Source organism: Agrobacterium sp. A3-95 (assembly GCF_053521785.1).
This window is the reverse complement of record NZ_JBNWDR010000015.1, coordinates 1-21,127: the sequence shown is the minus strand read 5'-3', so window position 1 is coordinate 21,127 and position 21,127 is coordinate 1. Positions and strand designations below refer to the sequence as shown.

At 56.1% G+C, this 21,127-nt stretch carries 16 protein-coding genes and 1 pseudogene; 12 read left to right on the top strand and 5 right to left on the bottom strand.

What is annotated here, in order from left to right; all coding sequences use genetic code 11:
- Window positions 1-193: 193 nt before the first annotated feature.
- From ACQZ5Y_RS26660 to repC, 4 genes are all read left to right on the top strand, one after another.
- On the top strand, window positions 194-1,261 hold the full coding sequence (locus tag ACQZ5Y_RS26660) for a LacI family DNA-binding transcriptional regulator (RefSeq protein ID WP_080802245.1): 1,068 nt from the start codon (window positions 194-196) through the stop codon (window positions 1,259-1,261).
- A gap of 420 nt (window positions 1,262-1,681) precedes the next feature.
- On the top strand, window positions 1,682-2,965 hold the full coding sequence (gene repA, locus ACQZ5Y_RS26655; protein ID WP_003518687.1) for a plasmid partitioning protein RepA: 1,284 nt from the start codon (window positions 1,682-1,684) through the stop codon (window positions 2,963-2,965).
- Window positions 2,962-3,987, top strand: a complete 1,026-nt coding sequence (gene repB, locus ACQZ5Y_RS26650; protein ID WP_025591774.1) for a plasmid partitioning protein RepB — start codon at window positions 2,962-2,964, stop codon at window positions 3,985-3,987. Before repA ends, repB begins: the two co-directional genes overlap by 4 nt.
- A gap of 202 nt (window positions 3,988-4,189) precedes the next feature.
- Window positions 4,190-5,404: a plasmid replication protein RepC gene (gene repC, locus ACQZ5Y_RS26645; protein ID WP_174051779.1), complete on the top strand. Its 1,215-nt coding sequence runs from the start codon at window positions 4,190-4,192 to the stop codon at window positions 5,402-5,404.
- A gap of 616 nt (window positions 5,405-6,020) precedes the next feature.
- On the opposite strand, the gene ACQZ5Y_RS26640 is transcribed toward repC, so the two are convergent.
- Window positions 6,021-8,534, bottom strand: a complete 2,514-nt coding sequence (locus ACQZ5Y_RS26640) for a CoA transferase (protein WP_174051780.1) — start codon at window positions 8,532-8,534, stop codon at window positions 6,021-6,023.
- Window positions 8,535-8,559: 25 nt separating this feature from the next.
- The gene (locus ACQZ5Y_RS26635; protein WP_112524667.1) at window positions 8,560-10,248 is read right to left on the bottom strand and encodes a GMC family oxidoreductase; all 1,689 of its coding nucleotides are present in this window, start codon (window positions 10,246-10,248) and stop codon (window positions 8,560-8,562) included.
- Window positions 10,249-10,408: 160 nt separating this feature from the next.
- Between ACQZ5Y_RS26635 and ACQZ5Y_RS26630 the strand changes: the two genes are divergently transcribed.
- The 3 genes from ACQZ5Y_RS26630 (at window position 10,409) to acuI (ending at window position 13,057) form a co-directional block, all read left to right on the top strand.
- Window positions 10,409-11,338, top strand: a complete 930-nt coding sequence (locus ACQZ5Y_RS26630; RefSeq protein WP_174051782.1) for a LysR family transcriptional regulator — start codon at window positions 10,409-10,411, stop codon at window positions 11,336-11,338.
- A gap of 63 nt (window positions 11,339-11,401) precedes the next feature.
- A complete protein-coding gene (gene acuR / locus ACQZ5Y_RS26625) occupies window positions 11,402-12,064 on the top strand; it encodes an acrylate utilization transcriptional regulator AcuR (protein ID WP_112291723.1) in 663 nt (220 codons plus the stop codon).
- A 12-nt stretch (window positions 12,065-12,076) separates the two neighbouring features.
- A complete protein-coding gene (gene acuI, locus ACQZ5Y_RS26620) occupies window positions 12,077-13,057 on the top strand; it encodes an acrylyl-CoA reductase (NADPH) (protein ID WP_065658955.1) in 981 nt (326 codons plus the stop codon).
- 266 nt (window positions 13,058-13,323) lie between these two features.
- Here acuI and ACQZ5Y_RS26615 read toward each other — a convergent pair whose 3' ends face one another.
- The 3 genes from ACQZ5Y_RS26615 to ACQZ5Y_RS26605 all read right to left on the bottom strand — a co-directional run bounded on the left by ACQZ5Y_RS26615 (window position 13,324) and on the right by ACQZ5Y_RS26605 (window position 16,970).
- Window positions 13,324-15,042, bottom strand: coding sequence for a sensor histidine kinase (locus tag ACQZ5Y_RS26615; RefSeq protein ID WP_174027656.1), 1,719 nt, complete (start codon window positions 15,040-15,042; stop codon window positions 13,324-13,326).
- A 105-nt stretch (window positions 15,043-15,147) separates the two neighbouring features.
- On the bottom strand, window positions 15,148-15,516 hold the full coding sequence (locus tag ACQZ5Y_RS26610; RefSeq protein WP_065658958.1) for a response regulator: 369 nt from the start codon (window positions 15,514-15,516) through the stop codon (window positions 15,148-15,150).
- Window positions 15,516-16,970, bottom strand: a complete 1,455-nt coding sequence (locus ACQZ5Y_RS26605) for a histidine kinase dimerization/phosphoacceptor domain -containing protein (RefSeq protein WP_174051784.1) — start codon at window positions 16,968-16,970, stop codon at window positions 15,516-15,518. Before ACQZ5Y_RS26605 ends, ACQZ5Y_RS26610 begins: the two co-directional genes overlap by 1 nt.
- A gap of 679 nt (window positions 16,971-17,649) precedes the next feature.
- On the opposite strand from ACQZ5Y_RS26605, the gene ACQZ5Y_RS26600 reads away from it, so the two are divergent.
- From ACQZ5Y_RS26600 to ACQZ5Y_RS26580, 5 genes and pseudogenes are all read left to right on the top strand, one after another.
- On the top strand, window positions 17,650-18,357 hold the full coding sequence (locus ACQZ5Y_RS26600; protein WP_065658961.1) for a DUF6088 family protein: 708 nt from the start codon (window positions 17,650-17,652) through the stop codon (window positions 18,355-18,357).
- Window positions 18,338-19,429, top strand: coding sequence for a nucleotidyl transferase AbiEii/AbiGii toxin family protein (locus ACQZ5Y_RS26595; protein WP_112524679.1), 1,092 nt, complete (start codon window positions 18,338-18,340; stop codon window positions 19,427-19,429). The genes ACQZ5Y_RS26600 and ACQZ5Y_RS26595 overlap by 20 nt, the downstream gene beginning before the upstream one ends.
- Before the next feature lie 125 nt (window positions 19,430-19,554).
- Complete coding sequence (locus tag ACQZ5Y_RS26590; RefSeq protein WP_065658963.1) at window positions 19,555-19,758, top strand: cold-shock protein; 204 nt, start codon at window positions 19,555-19,557, stop codon at window positions 19,756-19,758.
- A gap of 387 nt (window positions 19,759-20,145) precedes the next feature.
- On the top strand, window positions 20,146-20,382 hold the full coding sequence (locus ACQZ5Y_RS26585; protein WP_236763227.1) for a hypothetical protein: 237 nt from the start codon (window positions 20,146-20,148) through the stop codon (window positions 20,380-20,382).
- Window positions 20,382-20,808 (top strand): annotated as a pseudogene (locus ACQZ5Y_RS26580) (PIN domain-containing protein). The gene ACQZ5Y_RS26585 and the pseudogene ACQZ5Y_RS26580 overlap by 1 nt, the downstream one beginning before the upstream one ends.
- Window positions 20,809-21,127 lie beyond the last annotated feature (319 nt).

Here is a 21,127-nt window from a genome sequence, read left to right as displayed (position 1 = left end):
GATAAATTCAAGGCGCACGGGTCCCACCCGGTCGGCGCATGATGTCACCTACCCGGCCCACGCAGTTCGCATGTCGGAAGTCTTTTTATTTCTGAGACCGGTCTCAATCAGAAAGAGACCGGTCTCTTTGGGTATTGGCAATTGTTATCTTCGCATTTGCCAGTCGTCAAGTTCTCTTGTAAGGCTACCGCTTATGGACAAGAACCCACCTAAAACTCCTTCCGTTACAGTAGCTGACGTCGCACGCCAAGCCGGCGTCTCAAAGGCAACGGCTGCACGCGTGCTGGGTGGCTACGGAACCGTCAGCGACCGGGTGAGAGAGGCGGTCCTGGCAGCGGCTCAGTCCCTCGATTATCGCCCCAATGAGCTTGCTCGCAGCATGACGACAGGTCGTTCAGGCACCATCGGCGTCGTGGTGGGAGATATTGAAAACCCCTTTTTCAGCCTTGCCGTGCGAGGCATCACGGATATTGCCCGGCAGGCAGGCTTCACCGTCATCCTCATTAACTCGGGTGAAGACGTCGTTGCGGAAAGAGCGGCCATCCGCACTCTGCTTGCCAAGCGTGTCGACGGTCTCATCGTCTCGCCGGCCAAGGAAAACGATGTCGAGCATCTGCATGAGGTTATTCGCTCGGGGCTGCCGCTCGCGTTGCTCGATCGTGGAAGCGACACGCTCGATGTCGACACCGTTATTGCCGACGACCGGCATGCCGCCGAGAATATTACACGCCGGCTGATTGCGCTCGGCCACCGCCGCATCGCCTATTTAACCGCCTGCGACACGCCGGATCATCGGTTCCGCAGTGCAGACGACATCAGTACCGGTTCGGTCAGGCGACGCATCGAAGGGTATCTTGGTGCGTGCAGTGAGGCTGGTCTGACCAACATGGAAAGCTGGGTACAGGTCGGTGCCGTCACGCAGCAAGAGACGCATCGCATCGTTACCGAAATGCTCCAGTCGGCGCAGCGTCCGACGGCAATCATTGCATCGGACAGTATAATCGGCCTGGAGGTGTTCAAGGTTCACCGTCAACTGGGGCTTAGCATCCCGGATGACCTGTCGCTGGTATCGTTCCATGATGCGGATTGGACGTCTGTAACAACGCCTCCCGTGACCGTCGTGCGCCAACCCGTCTACGATCTCGGTGCGACGGCGGCCAGGTTGCTGGTCGACCGGCTAAATGGCAAAGGTCAGACGGTCCGCAAGGTCGTTCTGAAAACCGAAATCGTTGAACGTGCCTCCATGCGGGAAGCACTTTGACTCGGTAGACGGTGTTGAAAAGCTGCTTTGATCCCTCCGTCGTTTTGTGACGGCCCCTCGCCGATCGATCCGCTGTCACTATTATCGCTAACGTAAAAACGGCGGTGGTCGCCGGTCAGACAGAATCCGATAGATCGGCTCGCAGCCGGCCCCTTTTAGTATGGCCGAGTGGTTGCCTCTTGAGATCGAATGTCGTTCGATTCGCCATGGGGTAGATTTTTTGTATTGAAAATCTCGTTTCGACCAACGCTGATGACCTTGATTGCCGAGCAAAAATGCAGTTGCCCCGCAGGGTCAGGATGCCCGAAATATTCTATAAGTATCTGATTATAATTTATAAAATGGGCGCGCCTATTCCCCTCTCAACCATGGACGTCAAGATCCGGTTAACCGTAAATAACTGGACGGCGAAACAGAATCATGTTGTACCTTTGGCGGACGATGGTCGGCAAACCGGCGAATGCCCGCCAAGAGGAAAATATGGCGATAGCAAAACACGCAGAAATGACGAGCGGTCAGAAGGAAGACGCGGGCGCCAAGATCATGCGCCATGCGGGTCTTCTGTCTCAGCAGTTGCAGGACCTTCGCACCCGCATGTATCCTCCGAAGTCGGAGAAAAGCCTGCGACCGTTCCTCACCAACGAAGTCTCCAAGCTGACCTCAATACCCGATTCTACGCTGAAACTCATGTCGAGCGAAGGCCGTGGACCGATCCCTGGCCGGCTGGAAAATAACCATCGTGTCTATACGCTTGCTCAGATCAATGAATTGCGCGAGCTCTTTGCCGCCCAGAAGCCTTCTGAAGCGCTGAGATTTTCTCCTCGCCGACGCGAGGGCGAGCATCTCCAGGTCGTTGCGATCGCCAACTTTAAGGGCGGCAGTGCCAAGACCACGACCTGCGTCCATCTTGCGCATTATCTCGCCCTGCAGGGCTACCGCGTCCTTGCTCTTGATCTCGATCCGCAGGCATCACTTTCTGCACTGTTCGGCGCGCAACCTGAGTTTGACGTTGGTGCCAACGAAACGATCTACGCTGCTCTTCGCTACGACGACGCCGAGCGCCGGCCAATCCGGGATATCATCCGCAAGACCTATTTCGACGGGATCGATCTGATACCCGGCAACCTCGAAGTGATGGAATATGAGCATGAAACGCCGCGGGTTCTGGCGCAGAAATCGGGCTCGGGAGCGATCTTCTTCGAACGGTTGAAGCTTGCTCTTGCCGAGGTTGATCAGGACTATGACGTCGTCATTCTCGATACTCCGCCGTCTCTCGGGTTTCTGACGCTGAGTGCGATTTATGCTGCGACCAGCATGATTATCACGGTACACCCGGCGATGCTCGATGTCGCATCCATGAGCCAGTTTCTCCTGATGATGGGGGACCTGATAAGCGTGCTCAATGAGAGCGGAGCACAGCTTGATCAGGATTTCATCCGCTATCTCATTACCCGCCATGATCCCAACGACGCACCACAGTCTCAGGTCGTTGCGTTGATGCGCCATCTCTTCGGAACGGATGTGCTTCTTCCGACGCTGATTGAAAGCACCGCTGTCGAGGCAGCAGGACTTGCAAAGCGCTCGATCTACGAACTCGAAATGGGCCAGATCGGCCGTGACACGCATAAACGCGCACGCGAGGCGGTTGATGCCGTCAACGAAGCGGTCGTGAAACTCATCAACACCAGCTGGGGACGCACATGACCAACAAGTCATCGCGTAAATCCATCGTTGCAAATTTTGGCCTGCTGTCGGCGGAACTTGAAAACCGGCTGGCGACCGATGCTCCTGTCTCCCCGCAGCAACCTGCACCAACTGCCCGTGTCGGTGCCGGCGTGATCGGTGCGGCGCACAGGGCGATCGACGACATCAAATCGGAACGCGACCGCCTCAAGGCGCTTGTTGAATCGGGTGGTGGTGCGATCAGAGAGCTCGACCCGTCAAAGGTCGATCCCTCTCCCTTTCCCGATCGTCTTCCAGATGACGACGCATCGGATTTCGAGTCTTTCAGGAACTCGATAAAGTCCGAGGGGCAAAAGGTCCCGATCCAGGTCCGCAAGTCACCAGCATCGCCCGATCGCTATCAGGTAATCTACGGCCATCGCCGGCTTCAGGCAGCGCGCGATCTTGGAATTCCGGTCAAGGCGATCGAAGTCGAGATTTCCGACGTCGAACTTGTCATTGCGCAGGGTATTGAAAATGCCGATCGCCAGGATCTGACCTGGATCGAGCGCACCCTGTTTGCTCGCCGTATGGATGATGCCGATGTGAAGCCTCGTGATATCAAGGCGGCATTGTCTATCGACGATCCCGAGCTTGCACGAATGCGAGCGGTTTATCGCGCACTTCCGCTCGATATCGTCGAGACAATTGGTCGGGCAGCCAAGGTCGGTCGTCCAAGGTGGGTGGAGTTTGCAAAGGCTTTCTCCGAACAGCCTGACCTGCATGATGAAGTGCGCAGGGTGCTTTCGGCCGCTACGCAAAGCCGGCTTGGATCCGATCAAAAGTTTCTGGCCGCCTTTAACGCCCTGAAACCTGCCGCACCGTCGAAGGCCGGCAAGATGATTGCCGGCGCCGCAGGCGAACCACTTGGCAGCTTTTCGCGCACGAACAAGGATATCCGTATTTCTGCGGATACACCGGCCGGAGCAGAATTCCTGCGTTTCATCGAAGCGCAGCTGCCATCACTGGCTGAGCGGTTCACGCGCGAAAGATCAAAGATTTGAACTGAAGCTGAGAAACAGACTTCGGAACCACTTTAAGTAAGGAAAACGCGCAAAAGAAAAAGGCCCCCGAAACGTTGCCGTCATGGAAGCCCTTCTCGTCGTGTGAGAGCTAGAGAATCGCATTTCCATGAATCCTAGTCAAGAGTCTTTGGCACCGTTTTGGTGAGCGTAATTCTTTTGCCTTTTTGAAGAGGCGAGGGACATGGAAGGTGGACAAGTGACGACGCCGTTTGGGCGGCGGTCGGTAACGCTTGCGCTTGTGAAGCAGCAGATTGCCACGACCAGGATCAAGGAAGGCAAGTCGGCAGACAAATGGAAAGTCTTCCGCGACACATCGGAGGCGCGAGAGGTGCTTGGTCTGCAGGATCGCAGCCTTGCGGTGCTCGATGCGCTTTTGAGTTTCTATCCTGAAAATGAGCTGCGCCAGGACGCACAGCTTATCGTTTTCCCGTCGAACATCCAGCTGTCAATTCGTGCGCATGGCATTGCGGGCGCTACCCTGCGGCGTCATCTTGCCCTGCTTGTCGATGCAGGACTGATCATCCGCAAGGATAGTGCAAACGGCAAACGCTACGCCCGAAAGGATGGTGAAGGCTCGATTGAGCACGCCTTCGGTTTTGACATATCGCCGCTTTTGATGCGCGCCGAGGAACTGGCATGCCTTGCCCAGCAGGTGGCTGCCGATCGGATCGCGTTCCGCAGGGCAAAGGAGAACCTAACGATCTGCCGGCGGGATATCCGCAAGCTGATTACGGCTGCCGTCGAAGAGGGAGCTGCAGGCGATTGGGACGAGCTGGAAGAACAATATCTGGCCGCTGTCAGGCGAATTCCTCGAAACCCGACGCTCGACGAACTGAGAGATTTGGGCATCGAGATGGATAATTTGCGGCAGAACATCATCAACCAGTTGAATTCCGATGATTTTTCTTCAGAAATGACCACCAATGATGCCCAAAATGAGCGTCACATACAGAATTCAAATACCAACCTCCTTAATGAACTTGAACCTAGCTCTGAAAAAGAGCAGGAGGCGAAGCCGAGCCAGAATAAGCAGGCCGAACATGTGCCGATTAAGGCTTTTCCGATTGGTCTCGTCTTGCGCGCCTGCCCCGAGATTTCAAACTACGGGCCTGAAGGCCAGATCAGAAACTGGCGAGAACTCATGACGGCCGCCGTGGTGGTCAGATCGATGCTCGGGGTGAGCCCGTCCGCATATCAGGAGGCCTGTGAGGTGATGGGTCCGGAGAACGCGGCAGTGACGATCGCCTGCATTCTCGAGCGGGGCGGCCACATCAATTCGGCCGGCGGGTATCTCAGAGACCTAACCAATCGGGCCAAGCGAGGTGAGTTTTCGCTGGGGCCGGTGCTGATGGCGCTATTGCGGGCGGCCGGTCATTCGGTGAAGGCAACGGGGTGACTTTGACGTAATGGATGAGGGTTCCCGTTGCGCCGGTGTTTCCATCTGGAGACTGGAGCATTTGAGGCATCCACATCCAGGTTTGGGGGCTTTCCCTTCATTTTCCGGCCTTCCATATCAGTTCCTTCCGCCTCAATGTTTACGACCCAACGACAGCTGAACTCTTGTTGGATTGCAGCCAGGTTAAAAGGCCGAGAGAGACTGACATCAGCTACCGGACGTTGTTCACGGAGCTGATGCGGCGGACGTTGGGTGACTAATTTGCGGCGGACTTCCGTTTGGAAGGGTAGTTCGTGACTGTGACGGTCAAATAACGCGACTATTGGTATTTCGATCTCCCTATTCCCGTGGACAAGGATGAGCGAAGCTATTCCGGGTCACACTACGATAAGCAGATCACAGTGCGGTGTGATCATATCTTGACTAGGGATTGATCACTTTCACCCCGGCAGCCTCGAAAGTGCTTGTATAAGGAATGTCGAGGCAAGAAGTTTTTTCATGGCACTTCCTCCCAAGGTGGGAGGTTGAATATCTAACCCGTCAACGCCATCGCGCACTTGGACGGGCCGCAAGTGGCTTCGGTATCCTCCTCAGGGCACGAAGCTACCGTTTCCTGCTAAGTCGGCAGATACTCTGCGCTCCAACTCTCGCTGATCGTGCCGGATGCAATCAACCGATCGATCTCGTTATCGGTGTAGTTCAGGTCGCGGAGAACGGCGCGCGTGGAGGCGCCGTACTTCTCCGCTGGCGTTATAGCCGTCACCTTGCCGACTGCCGGACGGATGGCGAAGGGGTCGAGCTGAGTGACGGTGTGCCCGCTCGGATGGTCTGGAAAAACCGAGAATGAATAACTGCCCCGGTCGATCCCCGGCGTGTCGTCGGCAATGCGGGCGCTGCGGCTGCGGATCTCCTCGATGTTCTCGCAGAGAGATACGCCGATATCGGCTTTCTGCAGGCGCTGTTGCCAGGTTTCAGCAGGTGCCGTCATGAAGGCTTTCGCCAGATAGGGCTCGCGATCGGATGCGGCCATCTCGACAATTGCCTCAAGCCCCTCCGCCCTGCCGAAGCGTGGCAAATCAACTTCCGAAGCACAGAGGAGAATATGATCCCCCGACGCCGTTTCGTAGAGACGCGACAGGGCGTTATATCCCTTGGTCTCGCGACCGGAAGGCTCATCGAAGGGACCTCGGTTGGCATAGTCATAGCAGAAGGGTATCTGGGCGAGACCGGTAAGCGCTGACAGCGAGGTCCGCGGACGGCCGATGACCCCGGTTCTGGATTTCTGATACAAAGCCGCTGCAATGCCGAGCGCAGCGCCGAAACCGCACATTACGTCAATGGTACCGACATGGGCGTGTTCCTCCGGCGTGTCCATGGAGCCGCCGAAACGTAACATGATGCCGGTTGCCGACTGCACGAGGTCGTCATAGCCGAGATAGTCGGTACGCGGACCGGTGCGCACGCCGCCGAAGCAATCTAGCTGGCAGAAGATCGCTTGGGGGTTGAGCGCTTTCAGGCTTTCGGCATCGAGACCCATCGCCTTGACCTGACGGTCGGTGGCGTTCCAGACAACGACATCGACTGAGCGCACCAGTTCTTCGAACACGATGCGGCCATCGGGCGAACCAATGTTCAGCAGCACGGACTGTTTCCCGCGCATGTGGGACATGCCGAAGATCACGGTGTTCCAGCAGTCATAGAGCGGCTTGGCCGGATCGATCTTGATGACCTCCGCACCGAAGCGGGCAAGATAGGCGACCGAATGCGGACCGGCGATCACATTGCACAGATCGAGAACCTTGACGTCGTCCAGCCAGCCGCCGGGGGCCTCATTCGCTACAACCGGCAAGGAAGGGTGCTCCATGCCGGCGAGCAGTGCTAGCGCCTCCTTGGCCGTTCCCCAACGTCTCGGGCTTGGCGTTAACATAGATTCGGCGCTCTCCTGCAGCCAGGCCATAGGCCCCGGCTGGGTCATGCGGCCGAAGATCGGATCGTCCACTTCGATCATGAGGCCGGCAGCCTTGGCATGATCGTCGGCGATCCATTCCTTCAGCCAGCGTTGCGGCGCACCCGGAAACAGCCCTTCTCCGAAGACACGTTCCCATTCGGAAGCCGTTTTGGTCAGGAAAACATCCTTCATGCGAGCCGCGATTTTGTCAGCCCAGAATTTTGGGAGCGGATAGACACCGAGCGAAACGTCCGAAGACCACTGCGAAAATGGACGATAGGTGTCTTCCTCCTCGCGCAGTCCTTCAGCAACGAGCTCGTCGTAAATGCCAAGCGCTTGCAGGCAGCGTTTGGCATGGTTCTTGTGGCTGGGGCAGACCACGTAGAACATCCGCCCGTCGGCGCACCTATAGCTGCGATAGAAGGGATCGAGAAACTCCTGGAGGTCGTCAAAAGACATGTCCATTTGCAGGTCCTCGCCGCGCCGACGCTCGATTTCCCGCTCGCGCTGGGTTTTATAACGCAACGGATAGTCGTCAATCAGAATGGAATTGTAGGACAGGCCCTCCATGACGGCGCTTGCCAGCGGCACCTCAATATGATCGCCGTGGCCGGTGCGCTCACGCGCCTGAAGCGCCAACACCGTCGCGGAGGCCGCAAGCATCGTACCATATGCGGAAGAGAGTGGGAGCGGCGAGAAAGACGGGTTGATACCCATAAGAACGCGGTTTAAGCCCATATCCGTAAAGACGCCCGACGAGGCTGCGATGACTGTCTCGAAGGCTCGCCAGTCCCGGCGGAGTTCATCGTCGGAGGCGAAACCTGGGATAGACAGGGTGATCAGCTCAGGCCGCGATTTACGCAAAGTCGAAAAATCGATCCCGAGCCGGGCAAGCATACCGGGGCGGAAGTTCTCGATCACAATATCAGCCTCGGCCACCAGCGCTTTCGCCTCAAGCAAACCCTTCTCCGTTTTGAGGTCGAGTGCGACGATCAGCTTGTTGCGGTTGAGGATGGCGTTGGCGGGATTGTCCCAGAGCGGCCCGCTGGGTGGATCGATATGCACGACGGTCGCGCCGAGATCACCAAGGATCATGGCCACGGCCGGGCCAGCAATATACTGCCCAAAATCAACCACTCGAACGCCGGAAAGCGGAAGCGTTGAACGTGCTATTGATGTCATCCTGTAACCTCCCCCCAATAGTTTTCTATGCGTGTGCGTCAGCAACAATCCAGCCGGCTGCCTTTTCGGCGATCATCAGCGTCGGCGCATTGGTGTTACCACTGGTGATCTTCGGCATGATGCCCGCATCGACGACCCGCAGTCCCGCGATTCCTCGAACCTTGAGGCGACTATCGACAACCGCCATAGGATCGTCATCCCCGCCCATCTTCGTCGTACCAACCGGATGGAAGATGGTATTGGCAATATCGCCCGCAAGCCGCGCCAGCTCCTCATCGCTTTGGAACTGCGGGCCCGGTTTCCACTCCTCCGGCCTATATTTCGCCAATGCTGGCTGCGACACGATTTTGCGCACTTGCCGCAGACTTTCGGCAGCAATCCTGCGGTCTTCGTCCGTGCTGAGATAGTTCGGCGCAATCGCCGGCGCGTCCGACGCCTTATTGGAGCGAATACGAACGCTGCCCACGCTCGATGGATTGAGGTTGCAAACGCTGGCTGTGAAAGCGGGGACAGTGTGCAACGGTTCGCCGAAGGCGTCGAGGCTGAGCGGCTGGACGTGATACTCCAGATTGGCGTGGGCCTGGCGTTCGTCCGAACGGGTGAAGGCGCCCAGCTGCGAGGGCGACATGCTCATCGGACCACTGCGTTTCAACGCATATTCGAGCCCTATCATCGCTTTACCAAAGACGCTGTTGGCGAGCGTATTCAGCGTTTTCGTATTACCGACCTTGAAGACGGCACGGATCTGCAGATGGTCCTGAAGATTTTCTCCGACACCTGGCAGGTCGTGTTTGACCTCAATACCGAAACGCTTCAGCAATCCCGCTGGACCGATGCCAGATAATTGCAGGATTTGTGGTGAGCCGATGGCGCCGGCCGACAGAATGACTTCTCCCCGCGCCTCAACCTCCGCGCGCTGCCCTTGACGCTCAACAATAGCACCGATGCACCGCTTGCGACCAGATGCCTCGTTCGCAAGGATCAAACGCTCGACATGAGATTGCGTCCAGATCGTCAGGTTTGCGCGGTTTTTCGCTGGGCGCAGGAAAGCCTTGGACGTGTTCCAGCGCCAGCCCGAGCGCTGGTTCACCTCGAAATAGCCGACGCCTTCATTGTCGCCACTGTTGAAATCGTCCGAACGCGGAATGCCCGCTTCCACCGCGGCTTCTGCAAAGGATTCGAGGATATCCCATTTCAGCCGCTGCTTCTCGATGCGCCATTCGCCGCCATGGCCATGCATGTCGGAAAACCTGCTGTTGCCACCAGTCTTCGGGTCTGCGCCATGGTCCAGCCGGTAGTGGTCCTCATGCGCCTTGAAATCGGGCAGGCAATTTTGCCAAGACCAGGCATCGTCGCCGGTTGCCGTTGCCCACCCGTCAAAATCGCGTGCCTGACCACGCATATAGATCATGCCGTTGATCGACGAGCAGCCACCAAGCGTCTTACCGCGAGGATAGCGTAGCGAACGACCGTTCAGTCCGGCGTCCGGCTCGGTTTTGTAAAGCCAGTCGGTGCGTGGGTTGCCGATACAATAAAGATACCCGACCGGGATATGTATCCAAGGGTAGTCGTCCTTGCGGCCGGCTTCCAGCAACAGGACACGTTTTGACGGGTCACGACTGAGGCGATTGGCAAGCAGGCAGCCTGCAGAGCCACCACCAACAATAATGTAGTCAAAAACGTCGTGAAAATTGCCGGAACCACCATTCCTCATTGGGTTACCCTCCAATCGCGATGGAACACCACACAATTATAAGACTGGACACTTTGCAGTGGCATGCCATGCTTCCTCCCTGCTTTATATGCAGGCATAGCCAACATTCGCTCGTGAAATCCAATGACAAATTCGACCAAGCATTATAAGTGAAATTAATATGCTGGAAGGTATCGATCTGAGAACATTGCGAGCGTTTGTTACCGTGGGGCGAGAAGGGAACGTCACCCGCGCCGCCGAGCACCTGCACGTCACGCAGCCTGCGGTGACGCTTCAGTTGAAACGCTTGGCCGCTGACACCGGGCTAACCCTGTTCCGGCGGACCTCGACAGGTTTGGAGTTGACACAGGAAGGTGCACTGTTGGCGGCAAAGGCCGAGCAAGTGCTGGCGGCGCTGACGGACTTCGGCCAGACAGCCGGGCGTTTATCGACCGGCGTCCGGGGAAAATTGCGGATCGGTACGATCATCGATCCAGAGTTCACACGATTAGGGGCGTTTCTGAAAGCACTTATCGAAAACGGGCCAGGTATCGAGACAACGCTGCGTCATGGCATGAGCGGCGATGTGCCGGAGAGGCTGAAGCGAAACGAACTCCACGCCGGTTTTTATCTTGGTGATCCAAGGGACTATGACCCGCCGACCGATATTACTGGAGGGAGTACCGCGTCGCTTTTTCACTCTCGCGCACTTGCGCAATTGACCTATTGCGTTGTCGCGCCGCCATCGCTCGCCAGCTTTGTTCGAGGGGCCAACTGGTTACAGCTTGCCTCCCTCCCCTGGATCGGCACCCCACCCGCATCGGTCCATAACCGGATGCTGGCACGCCTGTTCACCAATCTTGGCGTTCGCCAACAGATTGTCGCCCAGGTGGATCAGGAAGCGTCAATGATTGCCATGACACGCACAGGGATAGGGCTGAGCCTTTGCCGGGAATCGATTGCCCTTTATGAACAGCAGTCTCATGGACTGGTCATCGCTGATAATGTGAAGCTCTCGACGACCTTAAGTTTCCTCTGTCTGGAAGCGCGTATGAGCGATCCTTCTATCGTCGCTGCATTTGACGCAATCAAACGAGTTTGGGTTCAGTAAACAGACTTAGCGGTCTAAAAAGTCCCTCCTTGATTTAATAGACCCACCGGTCTATTAAAAGCCATGCCTCAGCAAAACCCTTCACTCGCCCAAAGTCAAAAGCCCAAGCGCGGTCGCCCGCGCCTGGCACCGGAGGAATCGACAAGACGGCAAAATCTCGTAAGAGCCGGGCTCGAGCATTTCACCGAGAAGGGTTATTCCGCGGTCGGCATCGATGAAATCCTGAAGTCTGCCAGCGTGCCCAAGGGTTGTTTCTACCATCATTTCAGCAGCAAGGCCGATTTCGGCCTAGCGCTCGTTGCAGCATATAACGACTATTTTGTTGAGCTGCTCGACCAAACCCTTCTCCAGGAAGCAAGGGCACCCCTCGATCGGCTGCGAGACTTTACGACAAGGGCAGAGGAAGGCATGGCTCGTCATGGCTTTAGACGCGGCTGCCTCGTCGGCAATCTGGGACAAGAGATGGGGGCGTTGCCAGACGATTTTCGCGCCGCGCTCACCAGAACTCTGGAGGGATGGCAGGCACGCACGGCGCATGTGCTGCGTCAAGCGCAAGCGGAGGGCATGATCGATCCCGAGCAGGACCCGGATATCCTTGCCGAGACCTTCTGGATCGGCTGGGAAGGCGCAGTGCTTCGCGCCAAGCTTGAACTGCGTCCGGAGCCCCTCCGCCGCTACGCCATGACTTTTTTTCGTCTGATCGAAAGCCGATCTCTTCAACCTTGAAAGGAACCCGCTTTGAAAGCCATCCTGATTGAGAATGTCGACGATAATCAGACCGTATCGCTAACCCAAGTCGATGAAGCGCACCTGCCTGAAGGCGATGTGCTGGTAGACGTCTCCTATTCGACTCTCAATTACAAGGATGCGCTGGCGATCACTGGCAAGGCGCCTGTGGTTCGGCGCTTCCCCATGGTACCGGGCATAGATTTCACCGGCACGGTCGCAGACAGCACCCATCCGGACTTCAAGGCCGGGGACCAGGTCATCCTCAATGGCTGGGGCGTTGGCGAAACCCATTGGGGCGGATTGGCCGAGCGTGCTCGCGTCAAAGGAGACTGGCTGGTGCCGCTGCCTGATGGCCTCGACTTGCGGCAAGCTGCTGCGATCGGCACTGCTGGCTACACGGCGATGCTTTGCATGCTGGCTTTGGAGCGGCATGGCATCACGCCCGACAAAGGCGAGATTATAGTCAGCGGCGCAGCTGGAGGTGTCGGCAGTGTTGCCACCGCGCTGTTGGCGGCAAAAGGCTATGCCGTGGCAGCCGTGACCGGCCGCGCCTCTGAAGCAAACTACCTGCGTGAGCTTGGTGCGTCCTCCGTGATCGACCGCGCCGAGCTGACCGGAAAGCTAAGGCCGCTTGGCAAGGAACGGTGGGCCGGCGGGATCGACGTTGCAGGAAGCACCGTGCTTGCAAACATGCTTTCGATGATGAGCTATCGCGGCGTTGTGGCGGCCTGCGGTCTGGCGGCGGGCATGGATTTGCCCGCCTCTGTCGCTCCCTTCATCCTGCGCGGCGTGACTTTGGCAGGGGTCGACAGCGTGATGTGTCCGAAGCCCGATCGTCTCGAAGCGTGGACACGGCTCTCCTCGGACCTCGACATGGGCAAGCTCGAGAAGATGATCACAGCAGTGCGTTTTTCCGACGTCATCGAGACGGCGCCCAAGTTTCTCGACGGGGCTGTGCGCGGGCGGGTTGTTGTGCCGGTGGCATCCTGACGGAGTTCATGGGGCGGCAGACGACACGTTCCACAAACTCATAAAACCGGCACGAAATAGATAATTGGAGACGCTTTCGCGAGACGGCGCTCGCGCGGCGATCTGGGGCGCAAAATCCTGGGAGTGATGCTTTTGAGTTGGCTACGTGTCGGCGAGAGATAGTCATGTTTCAAAATGTGACCCAAGGCTCAAAGGATCCAGTGAAGCTCTTGAAAGGATACGAACCTGCCTCGCTTCAAAAATCCGACTAGGAGTTATTCATACACCTAGCTTTGACTCTTTGCTTGAAACATAAAACGGGTTTCAACTTCGTCCGATCTCACCTCAATCTGCCCGCTATGTGCATGGGCAATCTGAGACGCGATAAACAGCCCGAGACCCAGGCCCTGTGCACCCGACCGACCTTCACCACGCCTGAACGGAAGAAACATACTGTCGATCTGGCCTGGCGGGATTGCGGAGCCGCCGTTCACGACGCAAATCCTCAGGACGCCACCTTCATCCTCGCCCGTGATCTTCACTGGCATCATTTCACAGCCGTGCACGACAGCGTTCGACAGCAGATTTGATACCATTTGGGCTATTCGCGGATGATCAACCGTGATGGCGTTAGGAAAAGCGAAAGACGCGTTTATCTCGCGGTTAGGATGAGCCACGCGCAGCTCATCAACCACGTGCTGAAGCGTGTCGCTCATATCGCCCTCTGACAGCGTCAGCGAGAGACCCCCACCCATCCGCACTCTTGCCAGATCCATGACGTTGTCAACAAGTCCCGACATACGAGATATGCTCGTTTTCATGAGTTTTAGAATGACTGAACTGCGTTCGGTCCATCCCTCCTTCATGAGCCGGCTGGTACCTGCGTTCAAGGCAGCGATCGGATTACGCAAATCATGTCCGAGAACAGCGATAAACTGTTCGCGCAGTTCGGCGATTTCACGCTCGCTCTCCAGCGATGCCGCGGTCGCTCTCAACCGTTCCTCAGTGTCGAGATGATGGGCAATGAGTTCTGCAAACAGCTTGAACGTTTCGAGAACCTGCGGGTTTTTCACCTTCGCGGGGTTTGGGTCGATCGCACAAAGGGTTCCCCAAAACATGCCATTCGAGAGTATGATGGGTTCGGATATATATCCCCTGAGGCCGTAAATACGAGGTGTGTGATGGTCGCGATACATAGGATCTTCGGCGGCGTCATCAAAAGCGATGGTCTGGCGGTGCCCTCTGATCTCATTGCAAAGGGTGCTTTCGATCGGCAACTCGTCGCCCGGTTTTAGACCGAACCCGACCGGGTCAAGGACCTGGCACGCGATCCAGCGGGTTTCGGTTACGCGTGCAACCGCTGCAAATCCCATCCCCGTCATTTGCAGCACGACGTCGAGGACCCTCGGAACCGCAGCTATCCCCGAGACGCGGCTGATGTCTTCAGAAAAGTCGCTCTGCTGCACCAGAAGATGCGGAATTGCAGGCTTAATGCGCGGTCTGGTGAGAGCCGCGATGAACTCGGCATTTTCGAAAGCGGCCGCTGTAGCTTCCGCAAGCGCCTCAAGTATTCCGATCTCCCACTCTGCAGGAGAATATGGCTGCGACCAATATGCGCCAATCGCAGCTATCGGCTGCTCTGCACGAACAGGCGCCATTGCTAGCGCCCGCACGAACGTGTTCGCGTACAGTTCCTGCGGTATCCGGTCGTCAGTCGAGATATCGGGAATGACTGCCGTCTTCCTGTTGATCATCGACCACCCGCTGACGCAAGCGACCGCTGGAAATGTGTGACCTTTCCAGAGAGGACCGATCCCATCCTCCTCCACGTAGCGGCAGAGGTCGCCTTCCCTAAGGATTACCGCCATGCCTTCACATCCGATGAGGGAACGTGCGCTGGTTCGGATTGTGTCGACTGCCTCATCCACACTCCGTGCGCGCGCTATTTTCGCAAGAGCTTTAGAGAGCGAAGACAAGGGTGTAGAATGTCTTGTGCTTTGATCCATCGACCATCGCCTTTCCGGCACTGCCGCGGAGTTATGGGCACGATCTCATATAGGGACTTTAATAGCCGTAATGATGCCCTTGCCGCAAATATAAATCATGCAGGTTCAAATGGCGACCTGCATCAGTGAAGAGAGAACCTCGCGTTCCGAATAGGGCTTTCCGACGAAACCGATGGGATGCCACTGTTGTGCCTCGGCGCGCGTGCGCTCATCAAGGTTTCCGCTGACGAACAGGGATGGAATGTTCCAGCGCTGGCGAAGAGCTGCGGCGGTTTCGACACCGTTTGTTCCGCGAGCGAGATTGACGTCCATGATGGCGACGTCTACCCCACCGCTTACCTTCTCGGCGAGCGCAATGGCTTGCGGCATGTCGGACGCCTGCCCGACGACCGTGTAGCCCGCATCAAGAAGCATGTCTTCCAGGTCGAGTGCCAGCAGCATTTCGTCTTCAACGATCATCACCCGTAGAGGCATCAGGTGCCTTTCCCTGGAAAAGTCACGGTTGCTCGAAGACCATCATAGCTTATCTCTTCGTGAAACTCACCTTCGATCTGCGCTGTCATGTTTGCAATGAGCTTCGACGACAGTTGGCTCGCTGGAGCATCTGTCGGAGAAGCGTGCTGATCGTGGACCGTCAGCGCGATAAAACCCGAGGAAAGCTGCTTTAGCGATAGATGAACGGGAGACGGGATGTCCTCGGTTCGACGTGATCGCTCGGCGATGAGTTCGTTCACGATGACAGATACCGGTATTGCGCGTTCGGTCGTCAGCGCAATCGAATCGACATCGACTTCGATTTGACGACTTGTAGCGGAGCTAGTCAGATCAAGGCACAGCCTGGTAAGGTGGTCTGCCATATCCACCGATAGGGAATTGTCTGTCCGGTAGAGCCCCTCGTGGACTGAGATGATCGCCCTGACCCGGCCGATGGCCTGCTCGAAGGCTTCGATCACGTCTGGATTTTCTAGTCGGCGGGCCTGCAGTCGAAGCGTACTGACGACCAGCTGGAGACTGTTTTTAACGCGATGGTTCACTTCCGCCAGCAGGGTATCCTTCTGCTGCAAAAGTTCTTCTTGGGCTTGGACTGAATTGGAAAGCTTCGCCTCCCGAGCACGATCCGCGGTTACGTCCATCAACACACCGATCATCCGGACCGTGCCGCTGGACGTTCTCAAAACTTCGCCTCGCGAGGCGACATAGCGGATGTTGCCCGTTGGCAAAACGATCCTGTAGTCAAAATTCAGCACCGTCAAATCAGGACTGCCGATCGCACTCTCAACGATTGCTCTGACTCTCGGAAGATCGTCGGGATGCATCTTTGCAAAATACGGCGCGGCGACGGGCCCCCCGGTACCCGGTTCAAACCCAAACAACTCATCGACAGAATGGCTCCGCCGCCAGATATCTGTCTCAGGCTCATATTCCCAGGATGCGAGGTCTGCGGCGTGATGGGCAATACGCAACCGAGCATCGGCTTCGCGAGACTTGACGACACTCTCCGTCACATCCATCGGGTTTTGAATGATATATTCGATCACTCCGTCGTTCCCGGCAACAGGGGTATGGACGGGAGTCCAGAACTTCTGCACAAAACCGCCCTCTGGTCGAGGAATGTCGTACTGGATGACAGCCATCTCGTGCGACTTGCCCGTGGCCAAGACATGTCGCAACGAGACTTCCAAAGGACCCTGCTCTACTGTGCCAACAGCGTCGGGATTTTCGGGAAAAGCCTCGATGATATGTCGCCCGACGATGTCATCGCGTGTGCGATCCGTAAGGCGGAGATAGCTGTCGCTTGCACCCACAATCCTCAAGTCCTGGTCCAGGATGAGGTAGGGCTGCGGCATTCCCCGGACAATTGCAGCGAAGTCGGCTATTGGTTGCATGAGGGTCAATAGGATGAAAACTCCGCCAAGCGGATGATCCACGACGAAAGATTGCCTGCCCGAAGTACGTTCAATTACAGAACTCTTTCATTTTCGCTTAGATCGATGACCCTAAACTCGATTTCGACCAAAAAGGTTCCGCGTCAAAAACTAAAAAAGAACTCATTTCAAATAAATTCGGTCGTCGCTAAATACGCGAGGCTCCCTCAAAGCGAGTGCCATTGAATTGTATCGAACGAGAATGCGCACCAACCAGAAATAAAGTGCGACCGGCGTGCCAATCAAGAGAAGTCGATTCACTGCAGCCATCGTAACCTGAGCTGCATTCGGTGAGGCACCCAGCTCGCTGCTAATTTCGCTGTTCACCGACTTCAGGAACAGTAGAATTTCGGGTAGGTACGAAAATCCGAGTATAGGCACAAATATCAAGAAGAAGGGGATCAGCAATAGGGATACACCAAACCCAATGCTGTTAATCACAACGCCTCGTGACCAATGTTGACGGCTCTGCGATTGCCCGGCCCTCTCCTGCGCTGCCTTCTTGAATGCAGCAAATTTTCGTCATTAAGACTGAGCGAACGGTTCGTCGGCTCTCCCACTACGCCGACTTTGTACTTAGGCTACTGACCAATATTTCGATATAAAAATTGGTCAGTAAAACAGCGGTGGTTGCTAGTGACCAAAGTTTGTATATAATCTTCGGTCAGAAAGTAGGACAACCATGCCGGATCCCACATCAGACACTCTTAAGCGCATTCACGATCGCATAGCTGCCGCGTCCCCCGGAGGCGTATGGTCGCGTGACGACTTCCTCGATATCGGAACGCCCAATGCGGTCGAAAAAGCGCTGCAGAGGCTCACTACCCGCGGAGATATCCGGCGCCCATATCGAGGCTTCTACGACAAGCCAGGCATCAGCCAGCTGACTGGGAAAATGGTATTCCCACCCCGGGCCGCGTTCGTCGACGCGATTGCGCGGCGTGACAAGTTGCGGGTCCTGGTTGACGGCATGACAGCCGCTAACGACCTTGGCTTGACGACAGCTGTCCCCGCCCGTTCGACGATCTATGCGGATACCTACCCCCGCACGATAGAGATCGAAGCCAACTCCGGCGATCCGAACGCAACGAAGCCGGTAATCTACCGGCTCGATTTCAAGAGAATAGCGGCAAAAACGGCCTTTTGGGCGGGGCGACCTGCGATGCGAATCGTCCAGGCCCTGACCTGGTTTCGAGATGAACGATCTAATTTCGAAACCATCATCGACGGCGTGGTCCGTCATCTCGCGCAAAGCTCGCAAAAGCGATTAATCGTCGAGGATCTGCGCGATAACATTCGCGCACTCCCTGCCTGGATGTATCCCGTAGTGGATACAATAACGCGCGACACTCGCGTCACAGAGGAAGAAAATGCGTCAGGGCTTCATTAATGTGCTTCGCAGTAGCGCCGATGAGCGCCGGGCGTTGTTTGAAACAGTGGCTTCCGAGCTGCAGACGCGCGCTGAGAATATCGAAAAGGATCTCTACGTCTGCTGGGTCCTCGACTTCCTGTTTAATGGGCGCACCGGCGACCCGATCGGCCTCTACTTCAAGGGTGGAACCAGCCTCAGCAAAGCCTACGGCCTGATCAATCGCTTCTCCGAGGATATCGATATCGGCATTTACAAAACCGATCTCAAAGTGCCGACTGAGAGTGAAATCGCCGCTCTCTCCTCGGTGACCAAGCAGCAAAAGGCGCTGGCGGAAGAAGTCGACGAGGCCGCGCGTCAGTATATCTCCGGGCCCCTCAAGGAAAGTCTTGGCCAAGAGATTGCTGCGGTCGAGGCCGAGATCGGACAAGCCGGGCATCTCTCTCTCAAATTCGGTTACGATGCCTACCGGAAGAAAGATGCCCTCGACGTTCTCGTGGTCGGATACAAAAGCGTTTTCGATACAAGCGCGGGCTATGTTGAGCCATCAGTTCGTATTGAGGGCGGAGCGCGTCCAGACCCACTCCCGGCAGAGGCGCGGACGATTCTGGCCTATGTCGCCACGGAGATGGGAGAAAGCGATTTCACTGTTCCCTACGTCACGACCGTCAGGCCGGAGAGGACGTTTTGGGAAAAGGTTCTCATTCTGCACGCGATGACGGAAACGACCGAAAAGCGCAGCGCAGAAGTAGACCCGGAGAGAAGGATCCCGGACCTCAATCGATATTCACGCCACTATTACGACGTCCACCAGATTTGGACACACCAGGACTACGGACTGGCAACGGCTTCGATGCGTGAACTCGCTGAGGCGTGCCGACAGCATAAGGAACTGATGTTCCGATCTCCCGACCACCGATATGATCGGGCCGTGCCAGGAACATATCGCCTCGTACCGACACCAGACATGCGCAAGAAACTCGCCGTCGACTACGAAAGGATGTCGGCGATGATCTTTGCAACGCCGCCTAGCTTCGAAGCGATGATGAAAAGTATTGAAGAGCTCGAGGCAGCGGTCAACACGACCAAATAGCCCATCTCCTCTAAAAATAAGCCTCGATGCCGCTATTGCCCTGTTGGCGGTTGTTGATCAAGCAATCGCGCTATAAAAAGCCTATTGCATAGTCAAATGGCTGCGGGAATTGGAGAGGAACTGTCATGCCCACCGGTACTGTTAAATTTTTCAATGATGACAAGGGATTTGGTTTCATCACGCCGGAGAATGGCGGAACGGACGTGTTCGTTCACGTGTCCGCTTTGCAGCAAGGCGGCTCGCTCAGAGAAGGCGATAAAGTCAGCTTCGAAGTCGGCCAGGACCGCAAAACCGGAAAATCGAAGGCTGAGAACGTCAGCGTGCTCTGACATGCGGGCCGCGAGAGCAGCCTGACCGATAGATTCGGGCAGGCTGTTCTCGTGGGCGCTCTACGGGGCTTACTGAAAATTCCAGCTCTTCATCTTCAACGTATCGATGTGCAAATCGGGCAAGAATATAACCAATGATCCTGTGATCAGGCCGCGCGCATGAAACTGCTCTCCCCTCCTCCCTGCAGACGTAAGAGATGTATAGGCGAGTCGCTGAAACCCTTGATTGTGTTGGTTGCTCGTCTCGCGTTAAAAAGGGTGGTTCGCTCGAGTGAAAACTGGCCAATCACCTAGCTCACCATCACCTAATAGACCTGACAAACTCTCTTGTAGAAATTGGATGGAAATGGATGGATAAATAGAGCATGACAGCGCCTCAGGTATCGGATGAGAATGGATGGGCAAATGCGCGATAGTGATCGCAGCCTGATTAGATCACTTGCGCGCCGATTGGCCGAAGATGGCCCGGAAGCAGCCAATCTACGAGCCTTTGTAAGCGAAACTCTCGCTGGAGAGCCGCCAAAAAAGGGAGGGATTGTCGCGGCACTTCGCCGAACACAACTGGTTGGAGCAGATCTCGACACACACCGTTCACGCGAAGAAGGTCGCGAGATCGATTTGTAGTGCGCTATTTGCTCGACACCAACATTCTCAGCAATATCACGAAACCAGAGCCTTCAGCGTCATTGTTGACATGGATGGCTGAACAATTTGACGGTGATTTGTTCATCGCGTCTCTCGCTATCGCCGCGATACACCGAGAAATATTCGAGAAGCCGGCGGGTAAAAAGCGAACTGCTCTCGAAACTTGGTTGGAGGCAAGGAGGGGCCGCTGTCACTCTTCGCAGGTCGCATCCTTTCGTTTGACGAGAAGGCAGCCCTCGTTTGGGGAGAGCTGATGGCACAAGGGCAACCGGCCGCCCGCGTAGTGCGCTGGACATGATTGTGGCTGCCATCGCCCAATCCAATAGCTGCGTTGTTGTCACCGATAATGAACGAGATTTTCACGGGATCGAAATCATCAATCCTGTCCGAGGGAACGCAATCTAAAACAATTGCTAGATTTAGCTCTTGAAAGGATAGGAACCAAGGACGCCTTTGTTTTTATTTTCTCATCGCCACAAAATTTCTAGGCACGGGAACGAAACATCAAATGTAACTCGCGTTATCGGTCAATATGAGTGTGCGGTAGCGATGCGGAGATTACGCTTGCTAATCTCTGCATCTGAGCCCGATTATGAGCCATGACCGATATCTGGCAGTCGCCCCTTGAACTGCCCCCCATTTCGACCGGACAGTCGGCATAAGCAGAAAGGCTCAAGCACAGGCTTGGGTATAGGCTTATGGCTAACGACTATCGACACGTTGA